A 16,116-nucleotide genomic window follows, 5' to 3' on the forward strand; every position below is an offset into this window, starting at 1 on the left:
CAATCATGCCCGAAAAGGCGCTCCGCGTATAGCAAGAGGCCCCGCCACTATGGGCGGGGCCTCTTGTCAGAGGATGGGCTCAGGCCTCGAAGACGCCGGCCTCGACCAGCCGCTTCTCGGTCGCGTCCCAGCCGTCGCTCGGCGCGGCGGCAGCGAGGGCGACGAGCTCCGCGCGCACCTTGGCACCGTGACCAGCACCCGCCAGCGCCCGGACCTCCTCGATGAAGGCCTCGGAGTCGGTGCGCAGGTGGATGGTCTTGCCGGTGGTCAGGTTACGCACGTAGGCGTGCTTGCCCTTGTTGAGGGGGATCAGGTACTTGTACTCGCCGAGCACGCTCAGGGCGCCACCCGCGCCCTGGCCGGCGCGGACGGACGCGCGCGCGGTCTTGGAGGTGTTGCTCGCCACGGAGGCACTCCTTGCAGGGAGGACAAAGGAAAACAGACCACAGAACCTTACCCGATGACCCGGGCGTTCCGCCCCTGTCGTGGCCAGCGCTCTCCGTCACAGCGCAAGTGGAAATGCGTTACGGCCCAGGGGAATTCTCGGCCGACTTTACCGATTCTCTGGCGCACCATCCGTCACACCAGTCATCATGTTCTTCAGCCATCCGGGATCGAGGTCGTAGGGAAGACGCACCTCGCTCACCGGGAGGTCAGAGTGCCAACGCGTGGCGTCGTATATGTCCACTCGACCCCGCTCGCCGTGTGCGCGCATGTCGAGTGGGCGATCGCGCGCGTCCTCACCGTGCCGGTCAAACTGCACTGGACCAGCCAGCCGGTCGAATCCGGCGCCCGCCGGGCCGAGTGCAGCTGGACCGGACGCACGGGGACCGGCGCGGAGCTGGCTGCTGCCCTCAGGCAGTGGCCCATGATCCGTTTCGAGGTGACCGAGGAGCCAAGCCAAGGCGTCGACGGAGAACGCTTCATGTACGTGCCCGGCCGCGGCCTCTTCCGTGCCACCATCGGCGCCGCCGGGGACATCCAGCTTGGCGAGGACCGGCTGCGCGCAATCATGGAGACCGCCCGCGCGCCGGAGGCCCTCGCCCACGCCCTCGACCGGGCGCTCGGCACCGCCTGGGACGCCGAACTCGAGCCCTACCGCTATGCCGGCGATGGCGCCCCGGTCACGTTGCTTACCCGGGTGGGCTGACTCCCCCACACTCATGGTCGATTTGCCCGTACCGGCCTGAACTGCTGGGATAGCGAGCGTGCGTCTGGGTACTCGCGCGCTCGCGACCCTGCTTCTCGCCGCGGCTGGCATCGCCGGCTGCGACGCCAGCGCGCCCACGGCCGCTCCGACGACGGCCGCCTCCACACAGCCGCCGCCGGCGGCCACACCTCGGGCCGACGCGAGCCCCGCGGAGCGCGCCGCCGCCCTCGCCGGCACGCTCTCCGACGAGGACCTCGTGGGACAGGTGCTGATGCCGTACGCGTACGGCTCCTCGGCCACCGACGTCACGCCCGGCAACAAGGCGGGCAACCAGCAGCTGGCCGGCGTCGACACCCCGGCCGAGATGGTGGCCAAGTACCGGCTCGGCGGCCTGATCCTCGTCGGCTTCTCCGCGGACGACCCCACCTCGAAAAACCAGGGCACGACCAATGTGGACAATCCCAAGCAGGTACGCGGGCTGACCACCGGACTCCAGGCGGCCAGCGCAAAACTCGCTGCCGGCTCCGCCCCGCTGCTCATCGGCACCGACCAGGAGTACGGCGTGGTCACCCGGATCAAGACCGGCGTGACCGCCCTGCCGAGCGCGATGGGCGCGGGCGCGGCCGAGGACCCCCGACTGACCGAGGACGCCTGGCGCGCGGCCGGCGACGAGCTGTCCGCGCTCGGCTTGAACGTCGACTTCGCCCCGGTGGCCGACGTGCTTGGCGCCGCGGACAGCACGGTGATCGGCTCCCGCTCGTTCGGCTCCGACCCGACAAAGGTCTCCGCCCAGGTGGCCGGCGCGGTCCGCGGCCTTCAGGCGAGCGGGGTCGCGGCCACGCTCAAGCACTTTCCGGGCCACGGCCACACTTCCGGCGACTCGCACAGCACCCTCCCCAGCCTCGCGCAGGACCGGCGCGGCCTCGACCGCGGCGACCTGCCCCCGTTCGTGGCGGGTATCGACGCCGGCGCCAAGCTCGTGATGTCGGGCCACCTCGACGTGCGGGCGATCGACCCGGGCACGCCGGCGACGTTCTCCCACAAGGTGCTCACCGACGTGCTCCGCGGGCAGCTCGGTTTCAAGGGTGTGGTCATCACCGACGGCATGAACATGGCCCCGGCCAAGCGCTGGCCCGCGGGCGAGGCCGCGGTGCGCGCGCTCAACGCCGGCAACGACATCCTGCTGATGCCGGACAAGCTGCCGGAGGCGTACAACGGGCTGCTGTCCGGCCTGCGCTCCGGCGGCCTGGCTCGCGCTCGCCTTGTCGAGGCGGTCGCCCGGGTGCTGACGCTGAAGTTCGAGCTGGCCGCCAAGCCCGCGCCGGCGATGTCCACTGTGGGCAGTGCCACCCACCGCCGGGCCGCGGACAAGCTCGCCGCCGCCGCGGTCACCCAGCTCCGCGGCGCCTGCGGTACCGCACTGCGCGGCCCGGTCCAGGTCACCGCCGCGGGCGGCCGGGAAACCACGCGCGGCTTGCTGGTCAACGCCCTCCGTGCCGCCGGCGTCGAGGTGGTGACGAGCGGCGGCACGGTGGTCCACCTGGTCGGGTACGGCGACGAACCCGGCGACCTCAGCGAGGGCGCGGCGGTCACGGTGGCGATGGACACGCCGTACCTGCTGGCCAAGTCCAACTCACCGGTGCTGCTCGCGACGTACTCGTCGAGCCAGTCCTCGATGACGGGCCTGGCCGCGGTACTCGCCGGCAAGGCCCAGCCGACGGGCCGCTCCCCCGTCCCGGTGACGGGCCTACCCCCCAGCTCCTGCACCCCCCAACCCGGCTGACCAAGGTTGCGCCCCGCCTCGGTCGCGGGCAAACTTAAGAGGTCGGCGACACTAGCCGCCGAAAGTGAGCCCGGGTCGGACCCGCCGGACGACGGGAGCCCGGGCTTTGCGCTGTCCGGGACTATGTCGCCCGAAGATCCACGATCTCTTTGATGAGCGGACCGACCCGCATCCGCCACTGACCGCCAGCGCCGTAGCACCAGGCCACCGCGTCCGGAATCCACAGCGCCGGCTCCTCGTAGCACTGCAGATGCAGGTAGGCCATGGGATCCTTAAGCCCGTGCTGGCCGCCGGCAAGCACCTGCGCGATCGTCCGCCGATCCTTTCTGTCCTGCGCCTGGCCGCGGCTCTCCAACACCAGGCGCTGTGCACCCAACCGCCGGCAGTCTTCGACGGCGCGGCTGAGACACGCCGCACGGGCGCGGTCGTCCCGGCCCCGGGCGACGTAGATAACCGTTTCGACGTGGAGCGACGTCAACTCCGAGACGATCTTTCGCCGCCGTGGGTCGCTCTCCGCCTGAAAGTGAACGCGTCGCTCGCCGGGCATAAGCAGTGCCCGCAGGCATCGCCGCACCACCGCGAGGTGCACGGGCGCCACGGTCGTGGCGGCGAGTAGGTAGCCTCCGCGTACCGACTCGTCCACGAAGACATGGGACATCCAGACGACGGTTTCACACCACCGCTGAGTCCGCTGACCCGTTGCGCCATATCGCAATTCAGTGCCCGAACCGTGACCCGGCCGTCGTCCATAGTGGACTTTGAGGCTCGTACGCTGTTGGGCGTACTTGAAGGGTCGACGCTGGACCGACGACCGCGCCGGCTGATGCCGGGAGCATGGCTGGCATGACGATTTCCCAGCCGTGGCGCAAGGCCCTGCTCACCCTGCACGTGGTCTCGTCGGTGGGGTGGCTCGGCGCGGACATGGTCCTGCTGACCCTGAGCATCGCCGGGCGCACCGGCGCCGATCCCGCGGTCGTGTACCCGGCGATCGGGCTTGTCGGGTCGGTCCTGCTGGTACCGATCAGCGTGGTCTCGTGGCTGGTCGGCCTCGCCAGCGCCCTGCTCACCAAGTGGGGTGTGCTGCGCCACTGGTGGGTCGTGGTCAAGCTGGCCGTCACCACGATCCTGACCGCGCTGGTGCTCTTCGCCCTGTGGCCGGGGCTGCGCGAGGCCACCGACCTCGGCGCCGCGCTCCCCCAGGAAACCCGGGACCAGTTGCTGATCGCGCCCAGCGTGTCGTTCGTGGCGTTGACCGCGCTAACCGCCATTTCGGCGTACAAGCCGTGGGGCCGGACCCGCCGCACCCGCCAAACTGACAAGACCGGCCGCACCGCCCGGAAAGACCAGACCGGCCAGACAAGCCATATCCCACCCATCCGCCACACCCGGGTAGCAGCGGCCCCGATGGGGAAATAGGGGCATGACGCCGGCGCCGCAGCTCACGGTCACTATCGAGCAGCCGGCCGCGGCGGTGGAGATCCAGACGCAGCTCAAGAGGCTGGAGCGATGAGGGTACTTGTAACGAACGACGACGGGATCCAGGCGCCGGGCATCCGCTACCTGGCGCGGGCGCTGGCCCGGGCGGGGCAGGACGTGGTGGTCGTCGCACCCAGCCAGGAGGCGAGCGGCATGAGCGCCGCGATGACGGCCGTCGAGGAGGAGGGCCGCATCGTCGTGGTGACCCACACGTTCGACGAACTCGCCGGCGTCGAGGCGTACGGGGTGGCTGGCTCTCCCGCGTTCATCGCGCTGATCGCCGCCCGTGGCGCCTTCGGCCCAGCACCCGACCTGGTCTTCTCCGGCATCAACCGGGGTGCCAACGCGGGCCTCGCGGTCCTGCACTCGGGCACTGTCGGCGCCGCGTTCACCGCCGCGGAAAACGGCTCTCGCGCGCTGGCGGTCTCGCTCGACGTGCTCACCGCCGACGAGGTGTCGTCGGTGAGCGGCGGCGCGGCGGCGGCGCAGGTGGGCGCCGCCGACGAGCGGCGGCACTGGGAGACCGCCGCCGCCATCGCGGCGGACCAGCTGCCCGTGGTCAAGGACCTCCCGCCGGGCACCGTCCTCAACCTCAACGTCCCGGACCTACCCCGCGACCACGTCAAGGGGGTACGCCGGGCGCGGCTGGCCCGCTTCGGCCAGGTGCAGATGGCGGTGGCGGAGATCGGCCGCGGATACCTGCGGACCACGATCGAGCAGTCCGGCGCGCGGCTGGAGGAGGGTACGGACCTGGCGCTGCTGGCCGAGGGGTACGCCACGGTCACCCCTGTGCGCGCGGTGACCGAAGTGGACACCGACCTGCCGTATTAGGGCCTAAGCGCGGGTGGGCGACGGGGTGGAAAGCATCCCCCAGAGCGCGAACGAGACGTCCCGGCTGCTCGGCCGGTCGGCGGGGCGCTTGTTCATGCAGGACCGGCACATGTCGGCGACCTCCCGGGGCAGGCCGGCGATCGCGAGCACGGGCGTCGGCGCCAGGTGGCGGACGTGCGGCAGCTCCAGCTTTCCCGGGTACGGCGAGCGGCCGGTAAGCATCTGGTAGAGGAGCACGCCCAGCGCGTACACGTCGTCGGCCGGCTGCGCCGCGCTGGTCACCGGGTGCGCCGGCACGACCGGGCGGCGCGGCACGGTGGTGCGGGTCACTCGCGGGCGGTCGTTTCGCGGGCGGTCCACAATGGTCGCCAGCCCGAAGTCGATGATCTTTACGCCGTCGCGGGTCAGCATGATGTTCTCGACGGTGAGGTCGCGGTGCACGACGCCCCGGCGGTGCGCCACCGCCAGTACGTCGGCGACCGTGGCGGCGACCCGCACGGCCTCCTCCCACGGCATCGGCCCGTCGGCGAGCCGGTCGGCCAGGGAGACGCCGTTGAGCAGCTCCATCGCCAGGTACGGCGCGAAATTGCCGTCGGGCAGCCGCGCATACCCAAACTCGTAGATCCGCGGGACGCTCGGGTGGCGCAACCGCTGCGTGATCAGCGCCTCACGCCTGACGTTGTCCTGCGCGCGGGCGTCACCGGCCAGCGCCGGCGACAGCACCTTTACGGCGAGCGGGCGCGGCGACACCACGTCCACTGCCTCGTATACGACCGACACGCCCCCGCGCCCGATCGGCCGCAAGACGATGTACCGCCCGACGATGGCGGTGCCCATCCGCAGCAGCGTCACGTCATCGGACTATTCCGCACATGCTGGATCAATTACAAGGGCAAGTTGCGCGTCACACGACATCGACGAGCGTCTCGCACCCTGCGCGATTGGCCCTTCACGCGCAGGGTGGGAGGGACGCAGTCAGACGCCGGAAGTGGGCACCTCGGTCGCGGGCGCGGTGCCCGCGAAGTAGGGCTCCGGGGCGCCGAAGAGGCCGAGCAGCCCGGTGACCCAGAGCTGGCGGTGCACGAACCGGCTCGGCTCGGTCACCAGCAGCTTGACACCGCTCACCTCGGCCATCTGGAACCCGGCGACCATCGCGCTGATGCCCACCGAGTCGATAAAAGTAACCAGTCTCATGTTGAGCTCGATACGGCTTGGCCGGCCCTTTGTCAGCACCGCTGCCACCGCCTCGCGCACCTCGTGCGCCGTGTCGACATCGATCTCACCGCGGGGAGCAATCTCCACAACACTGTCGGGGGAAACCGACGTCACGATCGACAGGCTCACGCAACACCTCCACCCGCCCGGAACCCAGGCGCCTCGTCAGTACGCGGGCCGCGACCGAGCGTATTCCTCCGCCCCGCCAGCCGCCAGCCCCCGGTGGCGGCAATTTTCCGGTCTCCCGTGACAAAAGCGGCCAACCTGGACAGTCGGCATCATATGTACCCACGGCCCCACGCACGCAAACTACCCACGAGGATACCGGTGCGCGCCACTGGAATCGCCGGCCCACGCGAGTGAGTTGAGTTGATCGCAGCAGCTTGGAGCCTTGGCGCTGGTCCGCGCATGAGCATCCGTGAGCGATGCCATAGTGTGAAATTGTCAGAGGCTGACACAATCACCGCGACAACTGTGATCACAGCCGGCGCACATGCAACAGCCGCCGGGCGCACGCCGACCTGCGCGCGGCCGAGCCCGGCCAGGAGACCGTGGCCAGCGGCTCGGCCCGCCGGCTGCCACGGGCGCGAATACCTCCTTAGGTATAGGTGTCCTACGTCCCTGGTCGGATGCCCGCGGTCGACACCGCCGCTTATCGTCGTACCGTCATGGGGGTCCTGCGAAGCTGGCTGCTGCCCGCACTGCTGGCCGCCGGCCAGGCGGCGCTGTGGCCGGGCATCCCTTTGCTGCTCGACCGCCCAGTCGACCGGGTGGAGGTGGCGGCGGCGCTGACCGCCACCGCGCTGGCCACCATCGCGCTCGGCTGGCGCCGCAAGGCACCGGTCGGCGCGCTGGCCGTGATCATTCCGGCGCTGACCCTGGGGCTGATCGCCACGCCGCCGGAGTCACTCGTCGTGCTCGTCTTCGCCGACGTCATCACGCTGTACTCGGTGGGCGCGCGCCGCCCGGCCCGGGTCACGTTCGCGGCCACCGCCGTGCTCATCGTCTGGCAGGCGATCGTCGGCATCTTCCTGTACCGGGACCCGCGCGAGTACATCGGCAACGTGGTGATCGGCGTCGTCGTGTACCTGCTCGCGGCGGGCCTCGGTCGGAGCCGGCGGCGGTGGCGGGCGGCCCGGCGCGACGCCGCCGACCGCCTGGCGCGGGCCGAGTCCGACCGGCGGCAGGCGTCGGTGCAGGAGCGCCAGCGGCTGGCCCGCGAGCTGCACGACGTGAGCGCGCACCACCTGACGTCCATTGTGGTCACCGCGACCGCCGCGCAGCGGCTCGCCGCCAAACGCCCGGAGCTAGCCGCCGAGGCACTGGAGTTCGCCGCGCACACCGGACGGGAGACTCAGTCGGCGCTGCACCGGTTGGTCGCCGTAATGCGCGGGGTGGAGCTGGACGGCGGATCCGAGCTGGGGCGCCGGATCGAAGAGCTTGTCGCCGGCTTCGTCGCGCTCGGCCAGCCGGTCACCACCCGGCTGAGTGTCGACGGAGTGGCCGGCCCAGCCTGCGAGGCGGCGTACGGCATCGTGCGCGAGGCGCTCACAAACGCGCTGCGCCATGCGCCGGGCGGCGCGGTGGAGGTCGCGCTCCGCCAGCGCGACGGCTCGCTCGAGGTACTCGTGACCAACGGCGTCGCCACCACACCTGCCGCCGCGAGCGGGCTGGGGTCCGGGCGGGGCATGGAGGGCATGCGAGAGCGGGCCGCGTCCGCCGGTGGCACGCTCGAGGCCGGCCCGGAGCCGGACGGCGGGTGGCGGGTACGCGCGCTCCTGCCGGAGTCCGCCGCGTCCACAATGGAGAATTCGCTGCGCCGGGTACGTGGCCCGCGCCTGGCCGACATCGCGATCGCACTCGCCGCCGCGACGCTGCCGGTATCGCTGATGGTCCTCCCCGACCCCACGATGCCCAGAGTGGACACGACCGCCGCGGCACTCGCCACGATGCTGATGGCCGCGCACGCCCTCCCGCTGCTGTGGCGCCGGCGCGCGCCTTGGGCGGTGCTCGGAGGTGTGCTGGCCACCACCGCGCTCTGGCCGGCGGTGGCCGGCTTCCACCTGCTGCCGGAGACCGCGCTCGTCGCGCTCGCCGCGGGCATCGGCGCCGACCTCGTCGCCGTGTACGCGGTCGCCGCCTACGGCCGTCCCCGCCACCTCACCTGGCTCTCGATGCTGCTGGCCGCCGGGGTGCAGGGCGCGGGCACGCTGCTGGCGCTCACGCTCGACGGGTGGCTGCTGGGGCAGCCGGTCATGCCCACGGTGGTGGCCGTGGCGCTCGCCCTGGTCACGGTGCCGTTCCTGATGCTCGCCACACCCGTGTGGCTGGCCGGGTTCCTGGCCCGGATCCGTCGCGAAGGCGTGGTGTCCCGGGAGCGGCGGGCGGTGGCGGCCTCCACGGCGGGCGCGGTCGAGCTCGCGTACGCCGAGCGGCAGCGCATCGCCGCCGGCCTGCGCGCCGCGGTACTCCGGCAGGCCGCGCGGGTCACCGAGGCCGCGGAGGAAGGCAGGCTGGACGCGGTGCTGGAGTCGGCCCGGGCCGCGCTTGCCGCCATGCGCGACCTCCTCGGCGACCTGCGGGTCGACCCCGAGCGCGAGCCGCAGCCGACCGCCGCCGCGATCGACACGCTCTGCCGCGAGCTGCGGGCGGCCGGGCGTCGGGTGGAGCTGCACACACCCGCGCCGGCGCCCGAGCTGCCGCCGGCGGTGGACGTTTCCGCGTACCGCGTGGTGGAGACCGCCCTCGGCGCGGGCGACGACGGGCCGGCTCGGGTGACTCTCGGCTACGGCCCCGCCGACCTGCGCATCACGGTGACCGGGGTACCCTCGGCGACCGCCGGACCCGTCGCGGCAGGGCTGCGGGCCCGCGTCGCGGCGATCGGCGGACGGATGACAGTGGATCCAGCGGGGACGATGGACGTATGGCTGCCCTCCCGGACCTGACCCGCGTGCTCGTGGTCGACGACCAGCCGGTGGTGCGCGCCGGATTCGCCGCGATCCTGGACGCCGAGACCGACCTGTCCGTGGTGGGCATGGCCGCCGACGGCGCGGCCGCGGTCGAGCTCGCCGGCACCCTCCGCCCGGACGTCGTGGTGATGGACATCCGCATGCCGGGCATGGACGGGCTGACCGCCACCCGACTGCTCACCGGTTCGCCGGACCCACCGCGGGTGCTGGTGCTGACCACGTTCGACCTCGACGCGTACGTCTTCGAGGCGCTCCGCGCCGGCGCCTCCGGCTTTCTGCTCAAGGACGCCCACCCCGACGACCTGCTCGCCGCGATCCGGGTTGTCGCGGCCGGCGACGGCATGCTCGCGCCGGCCGTCACCCGGCGCCTGATCGCTGCGTTCGCCGGTGGCGTCGTGAGCCCGCCGGCCGAGGGCGCCTCGCCGCCCGGCCTTACGCCGCGCGAGCGCGAGGTGCTCACGCTTGTCGCGAGTGGACTGTCCAATGCGGAGATCGGCGACCGGCTGGGCGTGGCGACCGGCACGGTCAAGACACATGTCAACGCGCTACTGACGAAGCTCGGCGTCCGCGACCGCGTACAGGCCACCATCCTCGCGTACGACATCGGCGTTGTACGGCCACGCGGCGGTGCGCGGGATTAGTACGCCTCTACCCGGAGATACAGGCTGATCTCCGTGTCCGGCATGACGATTCGCGCCTCGGCCGTTCGTACCGTCGAACACATGATGCGACGAAGCGTGCGAAGCACCGCCGTCCTGGCGACGGCGGCCGTGCTGGCAGGCGGCACCGCGGTGGCATTGATCGCGCTCGCCTTCTGGCTGCGCGGCTGGGCGCCGGTGAGCGACGGGCCGAGGTTTGCCGATCCGCGCTGGTGGCTGTCGTTGCTCAGCCAGACCGCTGGCTACCTTGCGCTGGGCAAGGTCGGCTTCAAGGTAGCGCTCGCGGTGGTGCTGGGCGCGTCCGGTCTCACGGTGCTCATGTGGGAACGGCGCCGCGAGCGGCGAAAGGCGGAGGAGAGTGACGCTCCCACACCCGGCGGAGAGCCCAGCTGACGGGGTTGCGACCAACCAGTTCCAGTAGCTACGGTGCGCTGTCCTTCGTAAACCTCCTTACGAATCCAGCTCTCTCACGAGACTTTCCTTTGGGTGAAAGGCACGATGCGCTACAAGACGCCCCTGGGCCGGCTCGGCTTGGCCTGCGCGGCCGCCAGCATGGTCGCCCTCGCCGCCGCCGCACCGGCCCGCGCCGAGGAGCCCGTGGAGTATGGCTGGGCCCAGCCCTCCATGGAGTACGTGGTCAACGTCGCGATGGACGCGACGACGCCGAAACCAATCAAGATCACCGTCGAAAACAGCGTGCCGACCGCTGCCGTCGACGTGACCGTCAAAATCGACACGTCCACGGTCTCGGCGGCGTTCAAGCTCGACCTGCCCGGCGCCGACCAGGGCTGCACCGTCGCTGGCAAGGTGGCCACCTGCACGCTCGCCGAGCTTCCCGGCGAGTCGAAGAAGGTCTACACGATCGACGCGCTGCCGGGCGACCTTGAGGTGCTGGAGTACCAGGGCCTGATCCAGGTGACCACCTCGGCGGCCAACATGCCTGAGGACCAGCAGGCCGAGGGCTACGTGCAGCTCATGTCGCCCGGCATCGACCTCGTGATGGACCAGATCGACGACATGACGCTCGAGCCCGGCCGGGCCGCCAAGCTGCCGATCCAGGCCGCCAACGTGGGCACCGTCGCCGCGGCCGGCGTCGAGGTGATCCTGAGCGTCGGTCTCGAAATCGAGTTTCCGGACCAGTACGAAAACTGCACCTACAACCCGGACTTCCTGGAGCTGAACTGCTGGGTCCTCGGCGATGTCGCCCCCGGCGACGTCTTCGCCATCGCCGACGAGACGCCGCTGCGGATCGCGGTGAAGGACAAGGCAGCGGGTCCGGACAAGCAGTGGGTCTCGGCGCGGGTGGCGCCCTTGGGCGAGGAGCAGATCGAGGAGCTGGCCGCCAAGGCGGCCAGCAAGCGGTCCGCCGGCCAGCAGCTGCGGCTCGCCGAGGTCGGGCCGATCCCGGACCTGAACGACTACGACAACTTCACCCAGTTCAACGTCAACATCCCCAAGAACTCGGCCGACAGCGTGGCGATCGGCGGTACCGTGCCCGGCGCTGTGGGTGACGAGGTCGACCTCAAGGTGGGCCTGCGCAACGACGGGCCGAACAACATGCTCAAGCCGGGCGAGGAGTGGGCCGCGTCCGCGCTGGTGACCCTCCCCGCCGGGGTGAAGGCGCTTACGGTCAGCGACCGCTGTACGCCGATCGTCGACGGCGAGGCCCAGTGGGAGGACGAGGGGAAGCCCATCGGCCTCGTCTACGTCTGCTGGCCGTCGGACAGCCTCAACGCGGGCGAGGAGTTCCTCTTCCCGTTCAAGGTGGAGATCGTGGACACCGCTAGCGCGGCCGGCTCGATCGTGGTCGACGGCGGCGTGCAGGACCCAGACACCTCCAACAACACGGCCGAGATCACGATGGGCGCGGGTAGCGGTGGCGGCGGCGGTGGCCTGCCGGTGACCGGTGCCCGAGCCGGTCTCGTCGCTGGCGTGGGCGCGCTGCTCGTCGCCGCCGGCGTGGTGGCCGTGGTGCTGTTGCGCCGCCGCCGGATCGTCACGGTCGTCGAGTAGGAACCACGAACCGTACACATCGGACCCCCGTCGGGCTCGCCCGGCGGGGGTTCGCCGTCGCTAGGCGTGCGCCGTGGTGCGGGCGAGCGTGGCCAGCGGGTCGGCCATGAGGTCGGCGAAGCCAAGCTCGGCGGCACCGACCAAAGTGGAGTCATCGCCCAGTGCCGAGGTGCTCAGCCGGACCCGCTCGCGGGCGACCGGCAGCACGTTGGTCGCGATGCGGTGGCGCACCTGGGGAGCCGCGCCCGGGTACACGTCGCGGAGCATGCCGCCGAAGATCACCATGCCGGGGTTGAAGAGATTGATGAGGTTGGCGACCCCGATGCCGAGCCAGTCGCCGATCCGGCGCAGCGCCTCGCGGGCCAGCTCGTCGCCACGGTCGGCGTCGTCCACCACCGCCCGCAGCGCGTCGCGGCCCCAGAGGTCGGCCGGCCGCCCGGCGGCGTCGAGCAGCGCCCGCTCCCCCACCTCCGCCTCCAGGCAGCCGTGCGAGCCGCACCCGCAGGGCCGCCCGCCGTACGGGTTGACCACCATGTGCCCCAGCTCGCAGCCATACCCGCCGTCGCCGTCGAGCAGCTTGCCGCCGACGATGATGCCGCCGCCGACGCCGACGTCACCGTGCAGGTAAAGCAGGTTCTGGAAGCCGATCCCCGCACCCCGCTGCTGCTCGGCGAGCGCGCCGAGGTGCGCCTCGTTGCCCACCCGCACCGGGATGCCGAGCCCTAACCGGCGACTCAGCTCGGCGCCGAACGCCTGGTCCACCCAGCCCATGTCCGGGCCGAAGCGCACCATGCCGTCGCCGGGACGGATCATCCCGCAGTACGAGGCGCCGATCCCCACGCACACCGAGTCGGGCGGCGCCGCCTCGTACAGCTGGCGGCCGAACTGGGCGAGCACGTCCACCACGTGTTCGAGGTCGGCGCCGGCCCGGGGGCGTACCGCCTCGCGCCGGTCGAGCAACGCCCCGCCAAGCCCGACCCGGGCGGCGACAAGGCGGTCCACGGCGACGTCGAAGGCCAGCACGTACGCCCAGTCGGGCCGGGCGCGCACCAAGAGGGAGGGGCGGCCCGCGCGGCGGGTGTCGGTGGGCGGGGCCTCGCGCACGAGACCGGCCGCGCCCAGCTCGGAAGTGAGCGCCATGATCGTGCTGCGGTTGAGCCCCATGCGCTCGGCCAGCGTGGCACGCGAGACCGAGCCGCCGAGATGCACGTGGCGGAGCAGGGTGCCGATGTTGTGCCGGTGGATCTGCTCCTGCGCCATCCCGACCGCTGGCTTCGTCGGGGCTCTCGACATCGTGGGAACCTCGGCCGATCGGAGTCCAGGGGATTTTTACAGAATCGTAAAGTGCCAGCGTGCAGCACCGCCAGAGCGGCGATCGGCGGGGGAAAATATCCGATTAGTCCGTCGGTACAGAACGCGAAGGAGCAGTAGACTCACGGCGCTGCCGAGCCGTTTGGCCGCACCGGGGGTTTCCAACTCAGCCAGGGAAATGGGACGAAGATCGTGATCGGTGCGCCGCGCCGCGCGTGGCTGATCGTTCTGGCCGGCGGCCTCACGCTGGTCCTTGCGGCCTGGCCCTTGCCACACGCTGTCGCCGCTCCGATCTGGATCGTCACGCAGCTTGTCACGGTGGCCGTCGCGACGTACGCGCTGACGAGCCGCGAGGCGCTGCACCGCTCCGGCTGGTGGGTGCTCCTGTCCAGCTGTGGCCTCGGCCTGGCGAGCGCCGCCCTGCACGTCGTGCCCGCCGACGAGATCTCCGACGAGGCGTGGCCGATCGCGCTCGCCGCCCGCTCCGCGCTCTTCGTGCTCGGCCTGATCCTGCTGCTCGGCGTGCGCCGCGCCCAGCCCACCGACCAGAACTTCCTCGACGCCGCGATCGTCGCGGCCGGCCTTGCGATCGTGGCGTGGGCGTTCCTGATCGAGCCGTGGATCAGCGCCAACCCGCCGGACGCCGAGTACACCGGGGTGGTCGTCTGCTTCGGCGTGCTCGACCTGCTGCTGCTCGCCCTGGCACTGCGGATCGTCGCCAACCCCACCTCGCGTACGCCGACGATGCTGCTGCTCGCGGCCGGCGCCGGTGTGGTACTCGCAGCCGACATCGCGTCGATCCTCCGGGTCGGCACGCACGCGCTGGACGGGTTCCAGCCCGGCGGGCTTGTCTTCACGGCCTGGCAGCTCTGCGGGGTGCTCGTCGCGGCGGCCGCGCTCCACCCGTCGTACGGCGAGGGCTACCGCCGGCCGGACGGCGGCACCGAGGACGTGCTGCCCCGCGCCCGGTTCGTGACGTTCGTCGTCGTGGCGTTGCTCGCGCCGGTCGTACCGGTGGTCGGCCTGCTCACCTCGGGGCTGCTCCCGGAAGAGGCGGTGCCCGCGCTTGTCGGCGCGGCCGCGTTCACATGCGCGCTGCTGGTGCTGCTCGTCGTACGGCTGGGCAACTTCGCCCGGCTAGCCGTGCGTCGCGCTGGGGCGATGAACGTACAGTCCGCCGCGCTCATGGTGCAGGCGACCGCACTCCAGCAGGCGCTCAACGAGCAGCAGGCCCTCCAGGAGGAGCTGGCCCACCGCGCGCTGCACGACCCGCTGACCGGGCTGGCCAACCGCGCGTTGCTGGCCGAGCGGCTGGAGCTGATGCTGGTGAACGCCGGCCGGGCCCAGGCGCGCTGCTGCTCATCGACCTCGACGGCTTCAAGGACGTCAACGACACGCTCGGCCACCCGGCGGGCGACGAGCTGCTGGTACGGGTCGGGCAGCGGCTGCGGGTGGCTACCGCCGGCGCCGACACCGTGGCCCGGCTGGGCGGCGACGAGTTCGCGGTGCTGCTGACCGACACCGACACCGAAAGCTGCCGGCTCCTCGCCGGGCGGGTCATCGAGACGGTCCGCGACGCATACCCGCTCGCCGGGCGGCAGGTGCTGCTGGCCGCCAGCGGGGGCCTGCTGATCCTCGACGCGGAGCGCACCGAGCCCGCCGAGGCGCTGCGCGACGCGGACCTCGCGCTGTACGCGGCGAAGGAGGCCGGCAAGAACCAGGTCGTCGAGTTCAGCCCGCGTGCGCGAGGCCCGCCTCCACCACGCCGAGCTGGCCGCGAGCCTGCGGGCCGCACTCGCCGCCGACGCGCTAACCGTGCTGTACCAGCCGATCGTCGACCTCCACTCGGGCCAGCCGGTCGCGCTGGAGGCCCTGCTGCGGTGGCGCACGGCGGACGGCCGGGACGTGCCGCCCAGCAAGTTCATCGCGGTGGCCGAGGAGATCGGGCTGGTCGTCGACGTCGGGTCGAAGGTGCTGCGGGACGCCACCGCGCAGGCCAGCCTCTGGTACGCGCGGCACGACGTCGCGGTCAGCGTCAACGTTTCGGCCCGGCAGCTTGCCTCGCCGACCTTCGCGGCCGACGTACTCACCGTGCTCGCCGAACGCTCGCTCCCACCCGCCGCGCTGATCATCGAGATCACCGAGACGGTACTTGTGGACGCGGCCGGCGAGCTGGCCCAGCAGACGCTGACCGCGCTCCGCGAGCAGGGCGTGCGGATCGCCGTGGACGACTTCGGCACGGGCTACTCGTCGCTGGCCTACCTGCAACGGCTCCCCATCGACATCCTGAAGATCGACCACACGTTCACCGCGGCGCTGGACTCGCCGGGTGATCGTGGCGTGCGGTTCGTCGGCGCGATCCTCGGGCTGGGATCGAGCCTCGGCGTGCCGACGGTGGCCGAGGGCGTGGAGACGCCACGGCAGGCCGCGCTGCTCCGCGAGCTCGGCTGCCCGCTGGCACAGGGCTACCACTTCGCCCGCCCGTGCCCGCCCGAGGGCATCCTGGACTACCTGTCCACCCCGGTCGCGATGCGTGCCTCGCTGACCTGAGGATCCAACGGACGGGGCCTCCTGTACCCTCCCGCGGGTGACCACACTGGCGCCCACGGCCGAGGCCCAGCCCACCCCGCCGACGGCCCGGGCAGCCGGAATACTTGGAAGACCCTGGTTATGGTCAGGGTTGCTGGTCGCTGTCGGCACCGTCATCCG

At 71.7% G+C, this 16,116-nt stretch carries 14 protein-coding genes and 1 pseudogene; 10 read left to right on the top strand and 5 right to left on the bottom strand.

From position 1 onward, the window contains the following. Positions 1-79 precede the first annotated feature (79 nt). Positions 80-406: a hypothetical protein gene (locus tag Pflav_RS25815; RefSeq protein WP_173038911.1), complete on the bottom strand. Its 327-nt coding sequence runs from the start codon at positions 404-406 to the stop codon at positions 80-82. Positions 407-658: 252 nt separating this feature from the next. Here Pflav_RS25815 and Pflav_RS25820 point away from each other — a divergent pair, with 252 nt between their 5' ends. Continuing rightward, positions 659-1,150, top strand: a complete 492-nt coding sequence (locus Pflav_RS25820; RefSeq protein ID WP_173038913.1) for a DUF3145 domain-containing protein — start codon at positions 659-661, stop codon at positions 1,148-1,150. Between the two features lie 49 nt (positions 1,151-1,199). Next, positions 1,200-2,933 (top strand): glycoside hydrolase family 3 protein, encoded by a 1,734-nt coding sequence (locus Pflav_RS25825; RefSeq protein WP_415624393.1) that lies wholly within the window; start codon positions 1,200-1,202, stop codon positions 2,931-2,933. A 121-nt stretch (positions 2,934-3,054) separates the two neighbouring features. Here Pflav_RS25825 and Pflav_RS25830 read toward each other — a convergent pair whose 3' ends face one another. Continuing rightward, on the bottom strand, positions 3,055-3,576 hold the full coding sequence (locus tag Pflav_RS25830; protein WP_173038915.1) for a hypothetical protein: 522 nt from the start codon (positions 3,574-3,576) through the stop codon (positions 3,055-3,057). Between the two features lie 200 nt (positions 3,577-3,776). On the opposite strand from Pflav_RS25830, the gene Pflav_RS25835 reads away from it, so the two are divergent. Both Pflav_RS25835 and surE read left to right on the top strand, forming a co-directional pair. Next, positions 3,777-4,349 carry a DUF2269 domain-containing protein gene (locus tag Pflav_RS25835; protein WP_180201280.1) on the top strand — a complete coding sequence of 191 codons (573 nt, stop codon included), beginning with the start codon at positions 3,777-3,779 and terminating at the stop codon, positions 4,347-4,349. A gap of 90 nt (positions 4,350-4,439) precedes the next feature. After that, positions 4,440-5,240, top strand: a complete 801-nt coding sequence (gene surE, locus Pflav_RS25840) for a 5'/3'-nucleotidase SurE (protein ID WP_173038917.1) — start codon at positions 4,440-4,442, stop codon at positions 5,238-5,240. A gap of 3 nt (positions 5,241-5,243) precedes the next feature. Here the strand turns inward: surE and Pflav_RS25845 are convergent, their stop codons facing one another. Both Pflav_RS25845 and Pflav_RS25850 read right to left on the bottom strand, forming a co-directional pair. After that, on the bottom strand, positions 5,244-6,092 hold the full coding sequence (locus Pflav_RS25845) for a serine/threonine-protein kinase (RefSeq protein WP_173038919.1): 849 nt from the start codon (positions 6,090-6,092) through the stop codon (positions 5,244-5,246). A 123-nt stretch (positions 6,093-6,215) separates the two neighbouring features. Further along, positions 6,216-6,584: an STAS domain-containing protein gene (locus Pflav_RS25850; protein WP_173038921.1), complete on the bottom strand. Its 369-nt coding sequence runs from the start codon at positions 6,582-6,584 to the stop codon at positions 6,216-6,218. A gap of 539 nt (positions 6,585-7,123) precedes the next feature. On the opposite strand from Pflav_RS25850, the gene Pflav_RS25855 reads away from it, so the two are divergent. The 4 genes from Pflav_RS25855 (at position 7,124) to Pflav_RS25870 (ending at position 12,096) form a co-directional block, all read left to right on the top strand. Further along, complete coding sequence (locus Pflav_RS25855) at positions 7,124-9,400, top strand: sensor histidine kinase (protein WP_173038923.1); 2,277 nt, start codon at positions 7,124-7,126, stop codon at positions 9,398-9,400. After that, positions 9,379-10,065: a response regulator gene (locus Pflav_RS25860; protein ID WP_197938746.1), complete on the top strand. Its 687-nt coding sequence runs from the start codon at positions 9,379-9,381 to the stop codon at positions 10,063-10,065. The genes Pflav_RS25855 and Pflav_RS25860 overlap by 22 nt, the downstream gene beginning before the upstream one ends. Positions 10,066-10,146: 81 nt before the next feature. Beyond that, entirely contained in the window at positions 10,147-10,476 is a 330-nt protein-coding gene (locus Pflav_RS25865) for a hypothetical protein (RefSeq protein ID WP_173038924.1), read from the top strand. A gap of 93 nt (positions 10,477-10,569) precedes the next feature. Next, the gene (locus Pflav_RS25870) at positions 10,570-12,096 is read left to right on the top strand and encodes a hypothetical protein (RefSeq protein ID WP_173038925.1); all 1,527 of its coding nucleotides are present in this window, start codon (positions 10,570-10,572) and stop codon (positions 12,094-12,096) included. 60 nt (positions 12,097-12,156) lie between these two features. On the opposite strand, the gene Pflav_RS25875 is transcribed toward Pflav_RS25870, so the two are convergent. Further along, on the bottom strand, positions 12,157-13,389 hold the full coding sequence (locus tag Pflav_RS25875) for an ROK family transcriptional regulator (protein WP_232071909.1): 1,233 nt from the start codon (positions 13,387-13,389) through the stop codon (positions 12,157-12,159). A gap of 1,106 nt (positions 13,390-14,495) precedes the next feature. Between Pflav_RS25875 and Pflav_RS48960 the strand changes: the two are divergent. Continuing rightward, positions 14,496-15,074, top strand: a pseudogene (locus tag Pflav_RS48960) (GGDEF domain-containing protein); the annotation flags it as partial. Positions 15,075-15,147: 73 nt separating this feature from the next. Then, positions 15,148-15,957: an EAL domain-containing protein gene (locus Pflav_RS25885; protein ID WP_173038926.1), complete on the top strand. Its 810-nt coding sequence runs from the start codon at positions 15,148-15,150 to the stop codon at positions 15,955-15,957. Positions 15,958-16,116 lie beyond the last annotated feature (159 nt).

This window comes from Phytohabitans flavus (genome assembly GCF_011764545.1).
GTDB classification, from domain to species: domain Bacteria; phylum Actinomycetota; class Actinomycetes; order Mycobacteriales; family Micromonosporaceae; genus Phytohabitans; species Phytohabitans flavus.

Bases quoted from the DNA above. Each gene is read 5' to 3' on its own strand.
- Pflav_RS25835 (WP_180201280.1), top strand. From the start codon at position 3,777: ATGACGATTTCCCAGCCGTGGCGCAAGGCCCTGCTCACCCTGCACGTG.
- surE (WP_173038917.1), top strand. From the start codon at position 4,440: ATGAGGGTACTTGTAACGAACGACGACGGGATCCAGGCGCCGGGCATC.
- Pflav_RS25855 (WP_173038923.1), top strand. From the start codon at position 7,124: ATGGGGGTCCTGCGAAGCTGGCTGCTGCCCGCACTGCTGGCCGCCGGC.
- Pflav_RS25860 (WP_197938746.1), top strand. From the start codon at position 9,379: ATGGCTGCCCTCCCGGACCTGACCCGCGTGCTCGTGGTCGACGACCAG.
- Pflav_RS25865 (WP_173038924.1), top strand. From the start codon at position 10,147: ATGATGCGACGAAGCGTGCGAAGCACCGCCGTCCTGGCGACGGCGGCC.
- Pflav_RS25875 (WP_232071909.1), bottom strand. From the start codon at position 13,389: ATGTCGAGAGCCCCGACGAAGCCAGCGGTCGGGATGGCGCAGGAGCAG.